We start from the raw sequence: 16,218 nt of genomic DNA, 5'->3' as shown, positions 1-16,218 counted from the left end.
CTCAATGACTGTGAACCGTCTCCGTCCGCGCCGTTCCTGCCTGGCCGTACCGGGCAGCAACCCGCGCTTCCTGGAGAAGGCCCAGGGCCTGCCCGCCGACCAGGTCTTCCTCGACCTGGAGGACGCCTGCGCCCCGCTGGTCAAGGAGAGCGCCCGCCACACCATCGTGGACGCCCTGAACAACGGCGACTGGGGCGGCAAGACCCGGGTCGTCCGGGTCAACGACTGGACCACGCACTGGACCTACCGCGACGTGATCACCGTCGTCGAGGGCGCGGGCAACAACCTGGACTGCATCATGCTGCCCAAGGTGCAGGACGCCCAGCAGGTGATCGCCCTGGACCTGCTGCTCACCCAGATCGAGAAGACCGTCGGCCTGGAGGTCGGCAAGATCGGCATCGAGGCGCAGATCGAGAACGCCAAGGGCCTGATCAACGTCGACGCGATCGCCGCCGCCTCGCCGCGCCTGGAGACCATCATCTTCGGCCCGGCCGACTTCATGGCCTCCATCAACATGAAGTCCCTGGTGGTCGGCGAGCAGCCGCCCGGCTACGGCGCCGACGCCTACCACTACATCCTGATGCGCATCCTGATGGCCGCCCGCGCCAACGACCTGCAGGCCATCGACGGCCCCTACCTCCAGATCCGCAACCAGGAGGGCTACCGCGAGGTCGCCCGCCGCTCCGCCGCCCTCGGCTTCGACGGCAAGTGGGTGCTGCACCCGGACCAGGTCGCCGCCGCCAACGAGATCTACTCGCCCGGGCAGGAGGACTACGACCACGCCGAGCTGATCCTCGACGCCTACGACTGGTGCACCTCCGAGGCGGGCGGCGCCAAGGGTTCGGCGATGCTCGGCGACGAGATGATCGACGAGGCCAGCCGCAAGATGGCCCTGGTCATCGCCGGCAAGGGCCGCGCCGCGGGCATGCAGCGCACCACCAAGTTCGAGATCCCGGAGGCCTGAGCGCGATGCAGTTCGGACGCACTTACGAGGAGTTCGAGGTCGGCGCGGTCTACAAGCACTGGCCCGGAAAGACCGTCACCGAGTACGACGACCATCTCTTCTGCCTGCTCACCATGAACCACCACCCGCTGCACATGGACGCCAACTACGCGACCACCACCGTACAGGGGAAGAACGTGGTGGTCGGCAACTACATCTACTCGCTGCTGCTGGGCATGTCCGTCCCGGACGTCTCCGGCAAGGCGATCGCCAACCTGGAGATCGAGTCGCTGCGGCACATCGCGCCGACCTTCCACGGCGACACCATCTACGGCGAGACCACCGTCCTCGACAAGAACCTCACCTCGAAGCCGGACCGCGGCATCGTTTACGTCGAGACCAAGGGCTACAAGCAGGACGGCACCGTCGTCTGCGTCTTCCGCCGCAAGGTGATGGTGCCGACCGAGACGTACATCAAGGAGCGCGGCGGCGAGCAGCCCGGTCGCCCCGAGCCGCTGGCCTGACGGCCCCTTCCAGACCCCGGACGGGCGGGCCGCCGTCATCGGCCCAGCCCCTACCCGGTTCCCGGGGGCTCCGTGGCAGCCACGCGCCGCGGAGCCCCCCACCCCCAACCCTCTTGAGCATTCACGGAGCCGCACGATGGGACGCCTCGCACAGACCGACGGCCTCACCGAGATCCAGCGGGACATCCTCGCCACCGTGCGGGAGTTCGTCGACAAGGAGATCATTCCGGTCGCGACCGAGCTGGAGCACAAGGACGAGTACCCGACCGCCATCGTCGAGGGCATGAAGCAGCTCGGCCTGTTCGGGCTGACCATCCCCGAGGAGTTCGGCGGCCTCGGCGAGTCGCTGCTCACCTACGCCCTGGTGGTGGAGGAGATCGCCCGCGGCTGGATGTCGGTCTCCGGCATCGTCAACACCCACTTCATCGTGGCGCACATGATCAACGCGCACGGCACCCAGGAACAGAAGGACTACTTCCTGCCGAAGATGGCCGCCGGCGAGCTGCGCGGCGCCTTCTCGATGTCCGAGCCGGGCCTCGGCTCCGACGTCTCGGCGATCTCCACCAAGGGCGTCAAGGACGGGGACTTCTACGTCCTGAACGGCCAGAAGATGTGGCTGACCAACGGCGGCACGTCCAGCGTGGTCGCGGTGCTGTGCAAGACCGACGAGGGCGGCAACACCCCGTACAAGAACATGACCACCTTCCTGATCGAGAAGACCCCGGGCTTCGGACCGAACGAGACCGTCCCCGGCCTCACCGTGCCCGGCAAGATCGAGAAGATGGGCTACAAGGGCGTCGACACCACCGAGCTGGTGCTCCAGGACGTCCGCATCCCCGCGGACCGGATCCTCGGCGGCGTCCCGGGCAAGGGCTTCTACCAGATGATGGACGGCGTCGAGGTCGGCCGGGTCAACGTGGCCGCCCGCGGCTGCGGCGTGGCCCGCCGGGCGTTCGAGCTGGGCATCGCCTACGCCCAGCAGCGCACCACCTTCGGCAAGAAGATCGCCGAGCACCAGGCGATCCAGTTCAAGCTCGCCGAGATGGCCACCAAGGTCGAGGCCGCGCACCAGATGATGGTGATGGCCGCCCGTAAGAAGGACAGCGGGCAGCGCAACGACCTGGAGGCCGGCATGGCCAAGTACCTGGCCTCCGAGTACTGCAAGGAGGTCGTCGAGGACTCGTTCCGGATCCACGGCGGCTACGGGTTCTCCAAGGAGTACGAGATCGAGCGGCTGTACCGGGAGGCCCCGATGCTGCTGATCGGTGAAGGTACGGCGGAGATCCAGAAGATGATCGTGGGACGTCGCCTGCTGGAGGAGTACCGGCTCGCCGACTGAGGCAGTCCCCCACGGGGCCGGAAAGGCGGGCGTGCGGGCCCGCCGCCGGCCCGACCGTACCCGCCCCCGGACTGGTCGGCCGGAGCACGGCGGGCACGGCATTCGGTGCGGTCGTTCGGCGCGTTTCCCCAGGTACGCGCCGGGCGGCCGCTTCCGTGCACTGCCTGTGACCGGCGTGTCGCTGAGACGTGAATCACCCGTGACCCGAGACCTCTTGGGGAACCGCACTTCGTCCGGTTACGGTCGTACACATAGCAGGTGCCCGACTCGGCAGGCAGGCGTAGTTCGACTAGCAGGCGGCTTGCCCAGATACCGGCAGGTCCCGATAGCATCCACCGGGACAGCAGCCGTCCCACACAACTCGATCCCCGCGGTGGCCCTCGTCCAGGGGCCATTCAGTGTTCCCGCGCGGGGCCCGCGACAAAAGGTCCTCGATGCCCATCAGCCCGTCCCCTCACACCTCCGCCCAGGGTTTCGTCCCCGAGGGTCGGCGTCCCCGCGTGACCATCGCGCGCGGTGCCACCCCCTGGTTCGTTCCCACGCTGGCCACCGCCGCCGTGACGACCGCCCTCACCCGGCGTTCCGGCAAGTGGGCCCTGGCGGCCGTGCCGGCCTGCGCGCTCAGCGCGGGCATGTTGTGGTTCTTCCGCGACCCCGAGCGTGAGATCGGCGCCGGCAGAGTGATCTCCCCGGCCGACGGCGTGGTCCAATCGATCGACGAGTGGCCGGACGGCCGCACCCGTGTCGCGATCTTCATGAGCCCGCTCAACGTCCACGTCAACCGCGCGCCGCTGGCCGGCACCGTGACGTCCGTCGAGCACATCGCCGGTGGATTCGTCCCGGCGTTCAACAAGGACAGCGACCGCAACGAGCGCGTCGTGTGGCACTTCGACACCGAGCTCGGCGACATCGAGATGGTGCAGATCGCGGGCGCCGTCGCCCGCCGCATCGTCCCGTACATGGACGCCGGCACCAAGGTCGAGCAGGGCGAGCGGGTCGGCCTGATCCGCTTCGGCTCCCGCGTCGACACCTACCTGCCGGCGGGCGTCGAGGTCGGCGTCACGGTCGGCCAGAAGACCACCGCCGGGGTGACTCGCCTTGACCGTGACTGATCCTGAGACTCTCGTGGGCCTCGGTGACGAAGAATCCACCGAGCAGCGCCGCCGCCGCTGGGCCCGGGACCGCGAACTGCGCGCGCCCCGCTCCCCGCAGCACCTCTCCACCGCCGACTTCCTGACGCTGGGCAACGCCGTCTGCGGCTTCCTGGCGATCTACTCGACCACCACCGGCATCCTGATGCCGCACCTCACCGGTGAGTCGAACGCCCCGGTCAAGCACAGCGCGGCCACCGTCGTCACGCTGCTGCTGGTCGGCGCCATGTGCGACCTCTTCGACGGCCTGGTGGCGCGCAAGCTGCGCTCCTCCGCGCTCGGCGCCGAGCTCGACAACCTCGCCGACCTGATCAGCTTCGGCATCGCGCCGGCGTACTTCGTCGCGGTCTGGGGCCTGGTCTCCTCCGGCTCCAACCAGCAACTGTCCGCGTTCATCGCGCTGACCGTGCTGCTGGCGGTGGTGCTGCGGCTTGCCAGGTTCTCCGCCGTGAAGATGCGGCCGGGGATCTTCCAGGGCATGCCCTGCCCGATGGGCGCCATGACCGTCATCGCGATCGTGCTGCTCGACCCGCCGTTCGTCCCCGGCCTGCTGCTGATCTTCGGCGTGGCCTACCTGATGGTCAGCCGGATCGAGTACCCCAAGCCGCAGGGCCTGCTGGCCACCGCGACGGTCGCCTGGATCGTGGTCTCCATCGGCTGCCTGGCGTCCTGGGCCGCGGGCCTGCCCGGCGGCGACACCCTGATGCACATCGGCGCGCTCGCCCAGATCGCGCTGGCCGCGATGGCGCCGCTGCTGGTCATCCGCCGCAAGGTCGGCGAGAAGGTGGGCGTGGTCCGCGCCCGCCGCGCGGAGAACCGGGGCTGACGCACCCCACGACGAAGCCCCCCGTTCGAATCGAGCGGGGGGCTTTCGCGTTGCCCGGAGCCGCCGCTCAGGCCCCGCCGGTGTGGACCGAGAAGGCGCTGCGGCGGGCGGCGCGGGCCACCGCCGGGTCGGGGTGGACGGAGGCGACGGCCGTCAGGACGCTCGCGGCGCGGGGGTGGCCGGACTGGCGGGCCCGGTTGAACAGGCGGACGGGTTCGCCCGCCGACGCGCCCTCGACGTGGCCGACCAGCAGGTCGGTCTCCCCGTGGTCGAGCACGGCGGCGGCGGTGTCCACCCACAGCCAGGCGGCGTCCTCCGCGCCCAGCACGTCGGCCGGGGAGGCGCCCCCCTCGTCCAGCTGTTCGGCCAGCCAGAGCAGCGCGTAGGGCCGCAGGACGGCCTCCTCGACGGCGGCCCGGACGCCCTGCTCGGCGGTGGAGCCGGCCACCACCCGCAGTGCCTCGAAGGCGAGGCCGCGGACGAGCGCGTCCTCGCCGCGGGCGGCTTCGAGCAGTTCGGCGACGGCCCGGTCGGCGGGCCGGGCGGCGACCCAGGCGCGGAACTCGGCGCGGGCCGGGCCGGGACTGTAGTCGGCGCAGGCGCTGAGCAGTTCGAGGGCGCTCTGTTCGATGTGCCCGGCGGCGGTCTGCGCGACGGTGCAGATCTCCTCCAGCTTGGCGCGCACCGCCCAGTGGCCGAGCGGGGAGAGTTCGGCGGCCTCGTCCCGCCGTCCGAGCGCGCCGACGGCGGCCAGGCCGTCGAGCATCCAGTCCAGCACGGCGGCCACGTCGGCGGGCGCGTGCGGGGTGTCGATCTGCGGCTCCCGGCAGGTGCCGCGGACGGCGGAGACCGCGGAGGCGGCGTGCGGGACCGGGGAGAGCGGGAAGGTGCCGCTGCTCGGGCCGAGGCGGCGCTCGTCGAGGCCGCGGCGGAGCAGTTCGAGCAGTTCGCTGTCGGCGACCGGCCCGTCCACCAGGTGCAGGAAGGACAGCAGCTGCGGGGCCTGGTCGACGGCCTGGCCGGCCAGCTGGGCGAACACCCCGCGCAGCGCGGCGGGCGGCACCGGGGCGAGCAGCGTCCAGGCGTCGAACAGCGCGGACCAGCCGCGGACCACGGCCTCGTCGTCGCGCTCCCAGGCGTGCAGCCGCCAGCCCGGCCCGGCGCCGCCGTCGCGGAGCTCGACCAGGCCGACCAGCAGCGCCTGGCCCCAGGCGTTGGCGGCGGCGCCGACCGTCATGGAGAGGGCGCGGCCGGCGGCACGGGCGTCCTCGGGGAGGAGTTCGCCGCGCTTGTCGACCTCGGTGAGCTCGCCGGCCCAGCGGGCGACGCGGACCGCGTCGGCGAGCATCCGGCGGGCCAGCGGGGCGAGTTCGGCGGGTGCGGGGAAGCCGTCCGGGACGGGCACTCGGCCCCGTCCGGGCTTGGCGGGTACCCGGCGGCGGTTGGCTGCTGCGGGTACGGTGCCCTCCGCACGCCCGACGGCCGTTCCGGGCAGACGGGTCACCGTCGCACCGGTGCGGTGGGGCGGGTGCGGGGCATCACGGTCGCGCGGGTTCCGAGACGTCACGCCGTGCAGTCTTCCCCTTGCACGGGCCTTCTGTCACATCGGCTGCCGGGCTGTCTCGGCGTATTGTCCGAACCCTTCGAACGACGGAGGGACAGGCCGGTGCAAAGCGGGACGAATCACTCCGTTTCACGGCATGGACATGGCGCACATCGTGATCGCTCCGAAATGAGGACGCGGCGGGCCCGCTTCCGGTTCCCGTCGGGCCGTCACAGCAGCGGGGTGAGGAAGCGGCGCAGCGCCTCGGTGTACCCGGTCGGGTCGGCGTTCCACAGCGCCGCGTGCTGCGCGTGCGGCACCGGGTGCAGGCTCACCAGGTCGTCCCGCTCGGACGCCAGCCGCCGGGCGGCCGCCCACGGGGTGAGCGGATCGTCCGGGCTCTGCAGCAGCAGCGCGGGCGAGCGGAGGTCGGTGCCGGCCGCGATCCGGGCGAAACCGGCCAGGTCCACGCCGGTGCGGCCCTGCGCGGCGAGGGTGCCGAGCTCGGCGAGCATCGGGGACGCGCCGCCCCAGACGGCCGCCCGGCGCACCGAGTCCTCCCAGTCCAGCACCGGGGAGTCCAGCACCAGTCCGGCGATCTGCCCCCGGTGGGCGGAGTGCGCGGCGGTGTGCAGGGCGATGGTCGCGCCGACCGACCAGCCGCACAGCACCACGTTGCGCGCGCCGAAGTCCAGCGCGGTGCGGATCGCCGCGTCGACGTCCTGCCACTCGGCCTCGCCGAAGTGCGCCAGCCCGTCCGGCGGGGCGGGGGCGCCGGCGTCACCCCGGTAGGTGACCGTCAGGGAGGGCATCCGCAGCGAGCGCAGCAGCGGCAGCACGGGCAGCGCCTGCGAGCGGTCGGCGGCCGCGCCGTGGATCAGCACCATCCAGGTGCCGCGGACCCCGGAGGTGCGCCAGGCCGGGAAGGCGCCGAGCTCGCCGGCCACAACGGTCTCGGCGAAGTCCAGGCCGAGCGCGGTGCGCGGGTCACCGATCAGCACCCGGGGCGTGAGCCGAACCTCGGTGCCGACGGTCAGCGTCCCGTACTCGGCGCGCTCCAAGCGCCGGGTGACCTGCCCGCCCCCGGAGCCGAGCACCTCGCCGACCACGGCGTGGCCGCCCTCGTCCCACTCCAGCCCGTAGTGCCCGCGCCGGACGGTGTCCGCCGTCGCGGTCAGCGCCACCCGGCCCGGACCGAGCTCCAGCACGGTGACCGGCGGCTGCACGACCGCACCCGGCTGCACCACCTGGTCCGACACCTTCCGGCCCAGGAGCAGGAACGCCGCCGCTCCGGTCCCTGCGGCGGCGGCTGCGACAACGGCGGCGGTTCCCCAACGCATGGCGGTCTCCCGGGGGCTGACAGTCCTGTGCCCTCCAGTGCACCCGCCCGCAGGCCGTCCGGCGAATCGGGGCGGCACCGCGGGTGACGTGCCGGCGCGGGGCCGACCGGATGGCGCGGGCCCGGTCGCGGACGTCGGGCGCGGGGTGACGGCGCAGTCGTCCAGCAGCCGGCGCCAGGGCTCGGACCAGCGGCCGGGGCGGGGCGGTGTCGTACAGGGAGGCGGCCGCAGCGCTGAAGGCACTTGGTGCCCGGGCGCGCAGGGACGGCTCGGTCGGCAGGATCACGGCGGCGGCCCGGCGGAGGTGGTCCGGTCGGTGAGCTCCGCTCCGGGGGTGTCCAGGACGGCCTGCGGGTGGCGGCGGCCGAGCGGGGCGGTGAAGTTCACGGCGTGGACGGACGCGGGCAGTTTGCCGCGCTGCGGTCGCCGGTGGAGGCGACGCGGAGCAAGGAGCACGGGGAGAGTGAACCCGACTCGCCGAACGCTTCCGGGCGTTCGCGGGGCGGATGCGCGCGACGGGCCTGGCGGCGGAGGCGTTGCGCGGGCGGGTGCGCCGAACGGGGGGCCGGGGTCAGTGCTTGCAGGCCTTGGCCTGGAACTCCGCGACGGGGACGGTGGAGGTGGAGGTGCTGCCGTCGGAGGCGGTGCGGTGGTAGCGGACGTTGCCCGGCGTGAGCTGCTCCAAGTCCTCCGGGGTGAAGTCGACGTGCGTCGACGACCGGGAGTTGTCCTTGGTCCAGCCGTAGAGGTGGTAGGTGGTCCCGGCGTCGAGTGGGGCGGCGGACTTGCCGGTCTCCCAGCCCTCGGCGGGTGCGTCCAGGGTCCAGGTGGTCAGCCCGGGCCGGAGGGCGGAGTGGGCGGTCCAGGTTCCGATCGTTTCCTCGTGGCTGCCCTCGCTGGTGTAGAGGGTCGCTCCGTCGATCCGGTCGCCGCAGACCAGCAGGACGCCCAGCGGGTGGCCGTCCTCGGTCACGGATATCCCGGCGACGGCGTCGCTCGGGACGGTGCACCCCGAGGTCGCGGCCAGCGCGGCCAGGACCGCGGCGATCTGCGCGGCGCGCCGGGCCAGTTGTCGCACGGTGTCTCCCCCGGTGTCCCGCCGGTCCGGACCGTCCGGGTGGCGAATGTGGCTGCATCCTAGGGCGTCCGGATGAGCTCTGACCTCGGCGCCGGCAGTGGGCCGGTGTCCGACGGGGTGTGACCAAACGCTCCGGCGGCCTCGGTTGACTGCCGCGAAGCGGGCGTGGTGGGATCTTCGGGCCAAACGGAGGCAAGCAGAGGAAGCCGGTGCGAGTCCGGCGCGGTCCCGCCACTGTGACCGGACACCCCGCGCGGGGGTGACCGGAAGTCAGGAGACTCTGGCCCCCGTTCCGTCGATCCAGGGCGCGGACCCTGAGTGAGGACACAACGCCATGCGGGCTGCCCCGTACCTGGTGGGCGCGGTCGCGGGGTATCTCGCGGACGCCCGGCTCGGAGACCCCCGGCGCGGACACCCCGTCGCGCTGTTCGGCACCGCCGCGGGACGGCTGGAGCGCCGGCTGTGGCGCGACCACCGCGGGGCCGGCGCACTGCACACCGCACTCGCCGTCGGCGCCGTCGCGGGCGGGGCGGCGCTCGCCGCGCGGGCCGTCCGTCGCTCGCCGCTCGCCGCGGCGGCGCTGACCGCCGGTGCGACCTTCACCGTCCTGGGCGGGACGTCACTCACCAGGGAGGCCCGGGCCATCGGACGTTCGCTGGCCGCCGAGGATCTGACGGCCGCTCGGGAACGGCTGCCGCACCTGTGCGGACGCGACCCCTCCGGGCTGGACGAACAGCAGGTCGCCCGGGCGGTGGTCGAGTCGGTCGCGGAGAACACCGCCGACGCGGTCGTCAACGCCCTGGTGTGGGGAGGCCTGGCGGGCGTCCCGGGGCTGCTGGCGTTCCGGGCCGTGAACACGCTCGACGCGATGGTCGGCCACAAGTCGGCCCGCTACCGCCGCTTCGGCTGGGCCGCCGCCCGCCTCGACGACCTCGCCGGGTGGCCCGGGGCCCGGCTCACCGCCCTGCTGACCGTCGCCGCGTCCGACTCCCCCGCCCGGACCTGGCGGGTCTGGCGCCGGGACGGCTCCGCCCACCCGAGCCCCAACGCGGGCCAGGCGGAAGCCGCGTTCGCCGGTGCGCTCGGCGTGCAACTGGGCGGGACGCTGCGCTACGGCGAGCGCGTCGAGCACCGGCCGGTCCTGGGCGCGGGCCTCCCGCCGGTCGGCCCGGCCGACATCGACCGCGCCTGCCGCCTCTCCCGCCGGGTCGGCGCACTGGCCCTGGGCGTCACCACCGCCACGCGCTACCTGATCCTCGCCCGGCGCGGCCGGCGGTCGAAGTGACTGCGCCGCTGGACGCGGATCTCTGGAAGCGGCTGGTGCAATTGGATGTGACGGAGGGAGACTTCGGCACGCCGCCGTCTCCCGCCTCGCGCAGTTCCTCGCGCCCCTCGCTCCCGCGCGACGCGCCACTCGCGTGCGGGCGGGCGGTGCAACTGGCCCCGGCGCGGTGCGGCTTCGGCATGCCGCCGTCTCCCGCCTCGCGCAGCTCCTCGCGCCCCTCCGTCCCGCGCGACGCGCCACTCGCGTGCGGGCGGGCGGTGCAACCGGCCCCGGCGCGGTGCGGCTTCGGCATGCCGCCGTCTCCCGTCTCGCGCAGCTCCTCGCGCCCCTCGTTCCCGCGCGACGCGCCACTCGCGTGCGGGCGGGCGGTGCAACTGGCCCCGGCGCGGTGCGGCTTCGGCATGCCGCCGTCTCCCGTCTCGCGCAGTTCCTCGCGCGGCTGCGGGGGTTTCTCTGCCGTCTTTCCCTTTCTCTTCTCCGAAGGAGGCCGTCCGTGAACGGTGCGTTGCTGGTGGCCGGGACGACCTCGGATGCCGGGAAGAGTGTGGTGACGGCGGGGATCTGCCGGTGGCTGTGGCGGCAGGGGGTGCGGGTGGCGCCGTTCAAGGCGCAGAACATGTCGTTGAACTCGTTCGTGACGGCCGATGGGGCGGAGATCGGGCGGGCTCAGGCGATGCAGGCGCAGGCGGCGGGGGTGGAGCCGGAGGCGGCGATGAATCCGGTGCTGTTGAAGCCGGGGGCGGACGGCCGGAGTCAGGTGGTGCTGCTGGGGCGGGCCGTGGCGGAGGTCGGGGCGCTGGACTACCGGGAGCGGAAGCCGGTGCTGCTGGAGCGTTCGTTGGAGTGTCTGGCGGACTTGCGGTCGCGGTTCGACGTGGTGGTCTGCGAGGGTGCGGGGTCGCCGGCGGAGATCAATCTGCGGGACCGGGACATCGCCAACATGGGCCTGGCCTCGGCGGCCCGGCTGCCGGTGGTGGTGGTCGGGGACATCGACCGCGGCGGGGTGTTCGCGTCGATGTTCGGGACGCTCGCGCTGCTCTCGGCGGACGACCAGTCTCTCGTCGCGGGCTGGTTCGTGAACAAGTTCCGCGGTGACACGCGCCTGCTCGCGCCGGGGCTGGAGATGTTGCGGCAGTTGACGGGGCGTCCGGTGCTGGGGACGTTCCCGATGCTGCAGGGGCTGTGGCTGGACGCGGAGGATTCGCTGGACCTGGCGTCGGTGGTGCAGCGTCCGGCGGCGGGTGGGCCGGTGGGGGCGGAGGTGCTGCGGGTCGCGGTGGTGCGGTTCCCGCGGTTGTCGAACTTCACGGATGTGGATGCGCTGGCGCAGGAGCCGGGTGTGCTGGTGCGTTGGGCGACCCGTCCGGAGGAGCTGGCGGATGCGGACCTGGTGGTGCTGCCGGGAACGCGGGCGACGGTCGCGGACCTGGCCTGGCTGCGGGCGCAGGGCCTGGCCGAGCCGCTCGCGCGGCGCGTCGCGGCGGGGCTGCCGGTGCTGGGTGTGTGCGGCGGCTACCAGATGCTGGGCCGGGAGATCGTGGACGAGGTGGAGTCCCGGGCGGGCGCCGTGGACGGTCTCGGGTTGTTGCCGACCCGGGTGGTGTTCGGCGCGGAGAAGGTGTTGGCGCGTCCGACGGGCGTGGCGCTCGGCGAGCGGGTGGCGGGGTACGAGATCCACCACGGGGTGGTGTCGGTGGACGGCGGCGAGTCGTTCGTCACGGATGCCGGCGGGGCAGCACTGGACGGCTGCCGGGTGGGTTCGGTGTGGGGGACGACCTGGCACGGGGTGCTGGAGAACGACGCGTTCCGCCGGGCGTTCCTGGCCGAGGTGGCCCGCGCCGCCGGGCGGGCGTTCGTTCCCGCGCCGGACACCTCGTTCGCGGCGGCGCGGGAGCAACGGCTGGACGCGCTGGGCGACTTGGTGGCGGAGCACGCCGATACGGACGCGTTGTGGAAGCTGATCGAGAACGGGGCGCCGGCCGGCCTGCCGTTCGTGCCGCCCGGGGCTCCGGCGCCGGTGGAGATGGAGAGGGCGAAATGAGTGAACTGACCGATGCCCGTTACCCGTTCACAGCCATCGTGGGAATGGACGACCTGCGGCTGGGGCTGTTGCTGAACGCGGTGTCGCCTGCGGTGGGCGGGGTGCTGGTGCGGGGCGAGAAGGGCACCGCGAAGTCGACCATGGTGCGCGCGCTGGCGGGGCTGCTGCCGTCGATCGCGACCGTGGCCGACTGCCGGTTCGCGTGCGATCCCGCGGCGCCGGACGGGCAGTGCCCCGACGGCCCGCACTCCGATGAAGGGGCGGCGGAGCGTCCGGCGTTCCTGGTGGAGTTGCCGGTGGGCGTCTCCGAGGACCGGGTGGTCGGCTCGCTGGACCTGGAGCGGGCGCTCGCGGAGGGCGTGAAGGCGTACGAGCCGGGGCTGTTGGCGAAGGCCCACCGGGGTGTCCTGTACATCGACGAGGTGAACCTGCTCCAGGACCACTTGGTGGACCTGCTGCTGGACGCGGCGGCGATGGGGCGTTCGTACGTGGAGCGCGAGGGGGTGTCGGTGCGGCATGCGGCGCGGTTCCTGCTGGTGGGGACGATGAACCCGGAGGAGGGCGAGCTGCGGCCGCAGCTGCTGGACCGGTTCGGCCTGACGGTGGAGATCGCGGCCACCCGGGACGCGGACGAGCGCGCCGAGGTGGTGCGCCGCCGGCTGGCGTACGACGCCGATCCGGCCGGTTTCGCGGCGAGTTGGGCCTACCGGGAGCGGGAGCTGGCCGAACGGATCGGCGCGGCAAGGGAGTTGCTGGCGTCGGTGGAGCTGTCGGACCTCGCGCTGCGCCAGATCACCGCGGTGTGCGCGGCGTTCGAGGTGGACGGCCTGCGGGCGGACATCGTGATGGCCCGCACCGCGGTGGCACTGGCCGCCTGGGCGGGGCGCACCGAGGTGCTGGAGGAGGACGTCCGCAAGGCCGCCCAGCTGGCACTGCCGCACCGGCGGCGGCGCAACCCGTTCGACGCGCCGGGCCTGGACCAGGAGCAGTTGGACCGGACGCTGGCCGAGCACCAAGCGCCGGAGAACGGGGACCCGGAGGGCGAGGGGCCGGACGACGACGGCAACGGCCCGGGAGGAGGCGGCGGCCCGGACGGCGGCGGCTCCCCCGCCCCGTCCGAACCCAACTCACCTTCGGAGGCCGGGAGTTCAGAGGAACCGGCAGCACCGCCACAGCAACGCCCGGGCGGTTCCCGGGAGTCGTCCCCGGTGGCGGCCGAACACCCGTACCGGACAAGGCTGTTCAAGGTGGACGGTACCGGCCGGGGCGCGCAGGGACGGCGCTCCCCCGCCGAGACGGACGCCGGGCACACCGTGCGGGCGCGCCGTCCGCAGGGGCGGCTGACCAGGCTGCACCTGAGTGCGACGCTGCGGGCGGCGGCGCCGCACCAGGTGGCGCGCGGGCGGGCCGGCCGGGCGCTGGTGCTGCGGCGGGACGATCTGCGCGAACAGGTGCGCCGGGGGCGGGAGTCGAACCTGGTGCTGTTCGTGGTGGACGCGTCCGGATCGATGGCGGCCCGGCAGCGGATGACGGCGGTCAAGGGCGCGGTGCTGTCGCTGCTGATGGACGCCTACCAGCGGCGCGACAAGATCGGCATGGTGACGTTCCGGGGTTCCGGTGCGGAGCTGGCGCTGCCGCCGACCTCCTCGGTGGAGGTGGGCGCGGCCCGGCTGGAGCAGCTGCCGACCGGTGGGCGGACGCCGCTGGAGGCGGGTCTGCTGCGGGCGCACGAGGTGCTGCGGGTGGAGCGGCTGCGCGACCCGGACCGGCGCGCGCTGCTGGTGGTGGTGACCGACGGCCGGGCGACGGGGTCGCGCGACGCGGTGGCGCGTTCGCACCGGGCGGCGGGGCTGCTGGCGGCGCAGGGGGTGGCCGCGGTGGTGCTGGACTGCGAGTCGGGTCCCGTCCGGCTGGGCCTGGCAAGGGAGTTGGCGGCGCACCTGAACGGTGACGCGGTGAGTCTGGACGAGCTGCGGGCCGAGGGCGTGGCCGCGCTGGTGCGCGAGACCCGGACAGCGATGACCTCTACTGCTTCGACGACACGAAAGGCGGCGTGAACCACATGCCCAAGGGAGTTGCGGAGAACGTTCCGGACGACGGACTGACCACCCGTCAGCGACGGACGCTGCCGATCACGGCGGTGCACACCGGACCGGGCAAGGGGAAGTCCACGGCGGCGTTCGGGATGGCGCTGCGGGCGTGGAACCAGGGCTGGCCGATCGGGGTGTTCCAGTTCGTCAAGTCGGCGAAGTGGAAGGTCGGCGAGGAGAACGCGCTGCGCGTCCTCGGCGAGTCCGGGCAGGGCGGCACGGTGGCGTGGCACAAGATGGGTTCGGGCTGGTCGTGGGTGCAGCGGGACATCGAGTCGTCCGAGGAGGCGGCCCGCGAGGGCTGGGCGCAGGTCAAGCGGGATCTGGCGGCCGAGACGTACCGGTTCTACGTGCTGGACGAGTTCACCTACCCACTGCACTGGGGGTGGATCGACGTGGCGGAGGTGGTGGAGGTGCTGCGGGGCCGGCCGGGCAGCCAGCACGTGGTGGTGACCGGCCGCAACGCACCCGAGCAGTTGCTCGAACTGGCCGATCTGGTCACCGAGATGACGAAGCTGAAGCATCCGATGGACGCGGGCCGCAAGGGCCAGCGCGGTATTGAGTGGTAGACCGTTGAACGACAGCATTCCCCGGCTGGTGGTGGCCGCCCCGTCCTCCGGCGCGGGCAAGACCACGGTGGCCACCGGCCTGATCGCGGCGCTGGCCGCGCGCGGGCTGAAGGTGTCCCCGCACAAGGTCGGCCCGGACTACATCGACCCCGGCTACCACGCGCTGGCCGCCGGGCGTCCGGGCCGCAACCTGGACGCCTGGATGAGCGGCCCGGAGCGGATCGCCCCGCTGTTCGCGCACGGCGCGGCCGGGGCGGACGTGGCGGTGGTCGAGGGCGTGATGGGCCTGTACGACGGGGCGGCGGGGCGCGGCGAGTTGGCGTCCACGGCGCAGGTCGCGAAGCTGCTGCGGGCGCCGGTGGTGCTGGTGGTGGACGCTTCCTCGCAGTCCCGTTCGGTGGCGGCGCTGGTGCACGGCTTCGCGTCCTGGGATCCGCAGGTGCGCCTCGCCGGGGTGATCCTCAACAAGGTGGCCTCGGACCGGCACGAGACGCTGCTGCGGGAGGCCCTGGAGGAGGGCTCCGGGGTGCCGGTGCTCGGCGCGGTGCGGCGGGCGAAGGCGGTGGACACCCCGTCCCGGCACCTGGGCCTGGTCCCGGCCGCGGAACGTTCCGCCGATGCGCTGCGGGCGGTCCGCGAAATGGGTGAACTGGTCGCCGCCTCGGTCGACTTGGACGAGGTGCTGGCGCTGGCCCGGACCGCCCCGCCGCTCGGTTGCACGGCGTGGGAGCCGGCGGCCGAGGTGGAGCCGCTGGTCGGCCCCCGGCCGCGGATCGCGCTGGCGGGCGGCGCGGCGTTCTCCTTCTCGTACGCGGAGAACGCCGAACTGCTGGCCGCCGCCGGGGCCGAGGTGGTGCCGTTCGACCCGCTGCACGACGAGCAACTGCCGGAGCGGACATCGGCGTTGGTGATAGGCGGCGGATTCCCGGAGGTGTACGTCTCGGAGCTGAGCGCGAACGCGCCCCTGCGGGCGGCGGTCGCCCAGCTGGCCGCGAGCGGCGCGCCGGTGGTCGGCGAGTGCGCCGGACTGCTGTATCTGGGGCGGGAGTTGGACGGCCTGCCGATGTGCGGGGTGCTGGACGCGACGGCCCGGATGACGCCCCGGCTGACGCTCGGCTACCGGGAGGCGGTGGCACTCGCCGACTCGCCGCTCGCCGCGGCCGGCACCAGGGTGCGCGGCCACGAGTTCCACCGCACCGTCACCGAACCGGCGGCCGGCCCGTCCCCCGCCTGGGGCTGGCGCACCCCTACCGGCCCGCACACCGAGGGCCACCTGCACGGCTCGGTGCACGCCTCCTACCTGCACCTGCACTGGACGGGCGCCCCCGCCCTGGCGACCCGGCTGGTCCGGCACGCCGCCGCCTGGGCGGCCTCGCACGACGGGAGCTGACGGTGCGGGGTCGGGGGCCCGCCCCCCGCCCGCCCCGCCCCCCGCCGCCCGGCACCGCGGGGGGGGCCCAGATGGCCGCGGCCCCCACGCCCGGCGCCC

The 16,218-nt window shown here is 73.5% G+C and carries 14 protein-coding genes and 1 riboswitch; of the genes, 10 read left to right on the top strand and 4 right to left on the bottom strand.

The features are described 5' to 3' along the window. Window positions 1-4 precede the first annotated feature (4 nt). From ACFV18_RS22995 to ACFV18_RS22975, 5 genes are all read left to right on the top strand, one after another. A complete protein-coding gene (locus ACFV18_RS22995) occupies window positions 5-964 on the top strand; it encodes an HpcH/HpaI aldolase/citrate lyase family protein (RefSeq protein WP_380486035.1) in 960 nt (319 codons plus the stop codon). Window positions 965-969: 5 nt separating this feature from the next. Next, window positions 970-1,467: a MaoC family dehydratase gene (locus ACFV18_RS22990; protein ID WP_380486033.1), complete on the top strand. Its 498-nt coding sequence runs from the start codon at window positions 970-972 to the stop codon at window positions 1,465-1,467. A gap of 136 nt (window positions 1,468-1,603) precedes the next feature. After that, window positions 1,604-2,806, top strand: a complete 1,203-nt coding sequence (locus ACFV18_RS22985) for an acyl-CoA dehydrogenase family protein (RefSeq protein ID WP_380486031.1) — start codon at window positions 1,604-1,606, stop codon at window positions 2,804-2,806. A gap of 434 nt (window positions 2,807-3,240) precedes the next feature. Beyond that, window positions 3,241-3,918: a phosphatidylserine decarboxylase gene (locus ACFV18_RS22980; protein ID WP_380365257.1), complete on the top strand. Its 678-nt coding sequence runs from the start codon at window positions 3,241-3,243 to the stop codon at window positions 3,916-3,918. Beyond that, entirely contained in the window at window positions 3,905-4,783 is an 879-nt protein-coding gene (locus ACFV18_RS22975; RefSeq protein ID WP_380486029.1) for a CDP-alcohol phosphatidyltransferase family protein, read from the top strand. Before ACFV18_RS22980 ends, ACFV18_RS22975 begins: the two co-directional genes overlap by 14 nt. 67 nt (window positions 4,784-4,850) lie before the next feature. Here ACFV18_RS22975 and ACFV18_RS22970 read toward each other — a convergent pair whose 3' ends face one another. The 4 genes from ACFV18_RS22970 to ACFV18_RS22955 form a co-directional block, all read right to left on the bottom strand. Further along, window positions 4,851-6,350, bottom strand: coding sequence for a hypothetical protein (locus ACFV18_RS22970; protein WP_380486027.1), 1,500 nt, complete (start codon window positions 6,348-6,350; stop codon window positions 4,851-4,853). 206 nt (window positions 6,351-6,556) lie between these two features. Then, the gene (locus ACFV18_RS22965) at window positions 6,557-7,666 is read right to left on the bottom strand and encodes an alpha/beta fold hydrolase (RefSeq protein ID WP_380486025.1); all 1,110 of its coding nucleotides are present in this window, start codon (window positions 7,664-7,666) and stop codon (window positions 6,557-6,559) included. 282 nt (window positions 7,667-7,948) lie between these two features. Next, window positions 7,949-8,122, bottom strand: a complete 174-nt coding sequence (locus ACFV18_RS22960; protein WP_380486022.1) for a hypothetical protein — start codon at window positions 8,120-8,122, stop codon at window positions 7,949-7,951. Window positions 8,123-8,237: 115 nt separating this feature from the next. Then, window positions 8,238-8,744 (bottom strand): hypothetical protein, encoded by a 507-nt coding sequence (locus ACFV18_RS22955; RefSeq protein ID WP_380486021.1) that lies wholly within the window; start codon window positions 8,742-8,744, stop codon window positions 8,238-8,240. A 198-nt stretch (window positions 8,745-8,942) separates the two neighbouring features. Continuing rightward, window positions 8,943-9,025, top strand: a riboswitch (cobalamin riboswitch). 53 nt (window positions 9,026-9,078) lie between these two features. Between ACFV18_RS22955 and ACFV18_RS22950 the strand changes: the two genes are divergently transcribed. The 5 genes from ACFV18_RS22950 (at window position 9,079) to ACFV18_RS22930 (ending at window position 16,119) form a co-directional block, all read left to right on the top strand. Further along, window positions 9,079-10,029 (top strand): cobalamin biosynthesis protein, encoded by a 951-nt coding sequence (locus ACFV18_RS22950; RefSeq protein WP_380486019.1) that lies wholly within the window; start codon window positions 9,079-9,081, stop codon window positions 10,027-10,029. Between the two features lie 493 nt (window positions 10,030-10,522). Continuing rightward, window positions 10,523-12,070 carry a cobyric acid synthase gene (locus tag ACFV18_RS22945; RefSeq protein WP_380486018.1) on the top strand — a complete coding sequence of 516 codons (1,548 nt, stop codon included), beginning with the start codon at window positions 10,523-10,525 and terminating at the stop codon, window positions 12,068-12,070. After that, window positions 12,067-14,127: a putative cobaltochelatase gene (locus ACFV18_RS22940; RefSeq protein ID WP_380486016.1), complete on the top strand. Its 2,061-nt coding sequence runs from the start codon at window positions 12,067-12,069 to the stop codon at window positions 14,125-14,127. The genes ACFV18_RS22945 and ACFV18_RS22940 overlap by 4 nt, the downstream gene beginning before the upstream one ends. A gap of 5 nt (window positions 14,128-14,132) precedes the next feature. Next, window positions 14,133-14,729 carry a cob(I)yrinic acid a,c-diamide adenosyltransferase gene (gene cobO, locus ACFV18_RS22935; protein ID WP_380486014.1) on the top strand — a complete coding sequence of 199 codons (597 nt, stop codon included), beginning with the start codon at window positions 14,133-14,135 and terminating at the stop codon, window positions 14,727-14,729. Window positions 14,730-14,733: 4 nt separating this feature from the next. After that, window positions 14,734-16,119, top strand: a complete 1,386-nt coding sequence (locus ACFV18_RS22930; RefSeq protein WP_380486013.1) for a cobyrinate a,c-diamide synthase — start codon at window positions 14,734-14,736, stop codon at window positions 16,117-16,119. Window positions 16,120-16,218: the final 99 nt, after the last annotated feature.

This window comes from Kitasatospora sp. NPDC059673, from assembly GCF_042734215.1.
Classification (GTDB): domain Bacteria; phylum Actinomycetota; class Actinomycetes; order Streptomycetales; family Streptomycetaceae; genus Kitasatospora.
The sequence above is the reverse complement of the archived record's forward strand: the minus strand, read 5'-3'. Positions and strand labels throughout refer to the sequence as shown.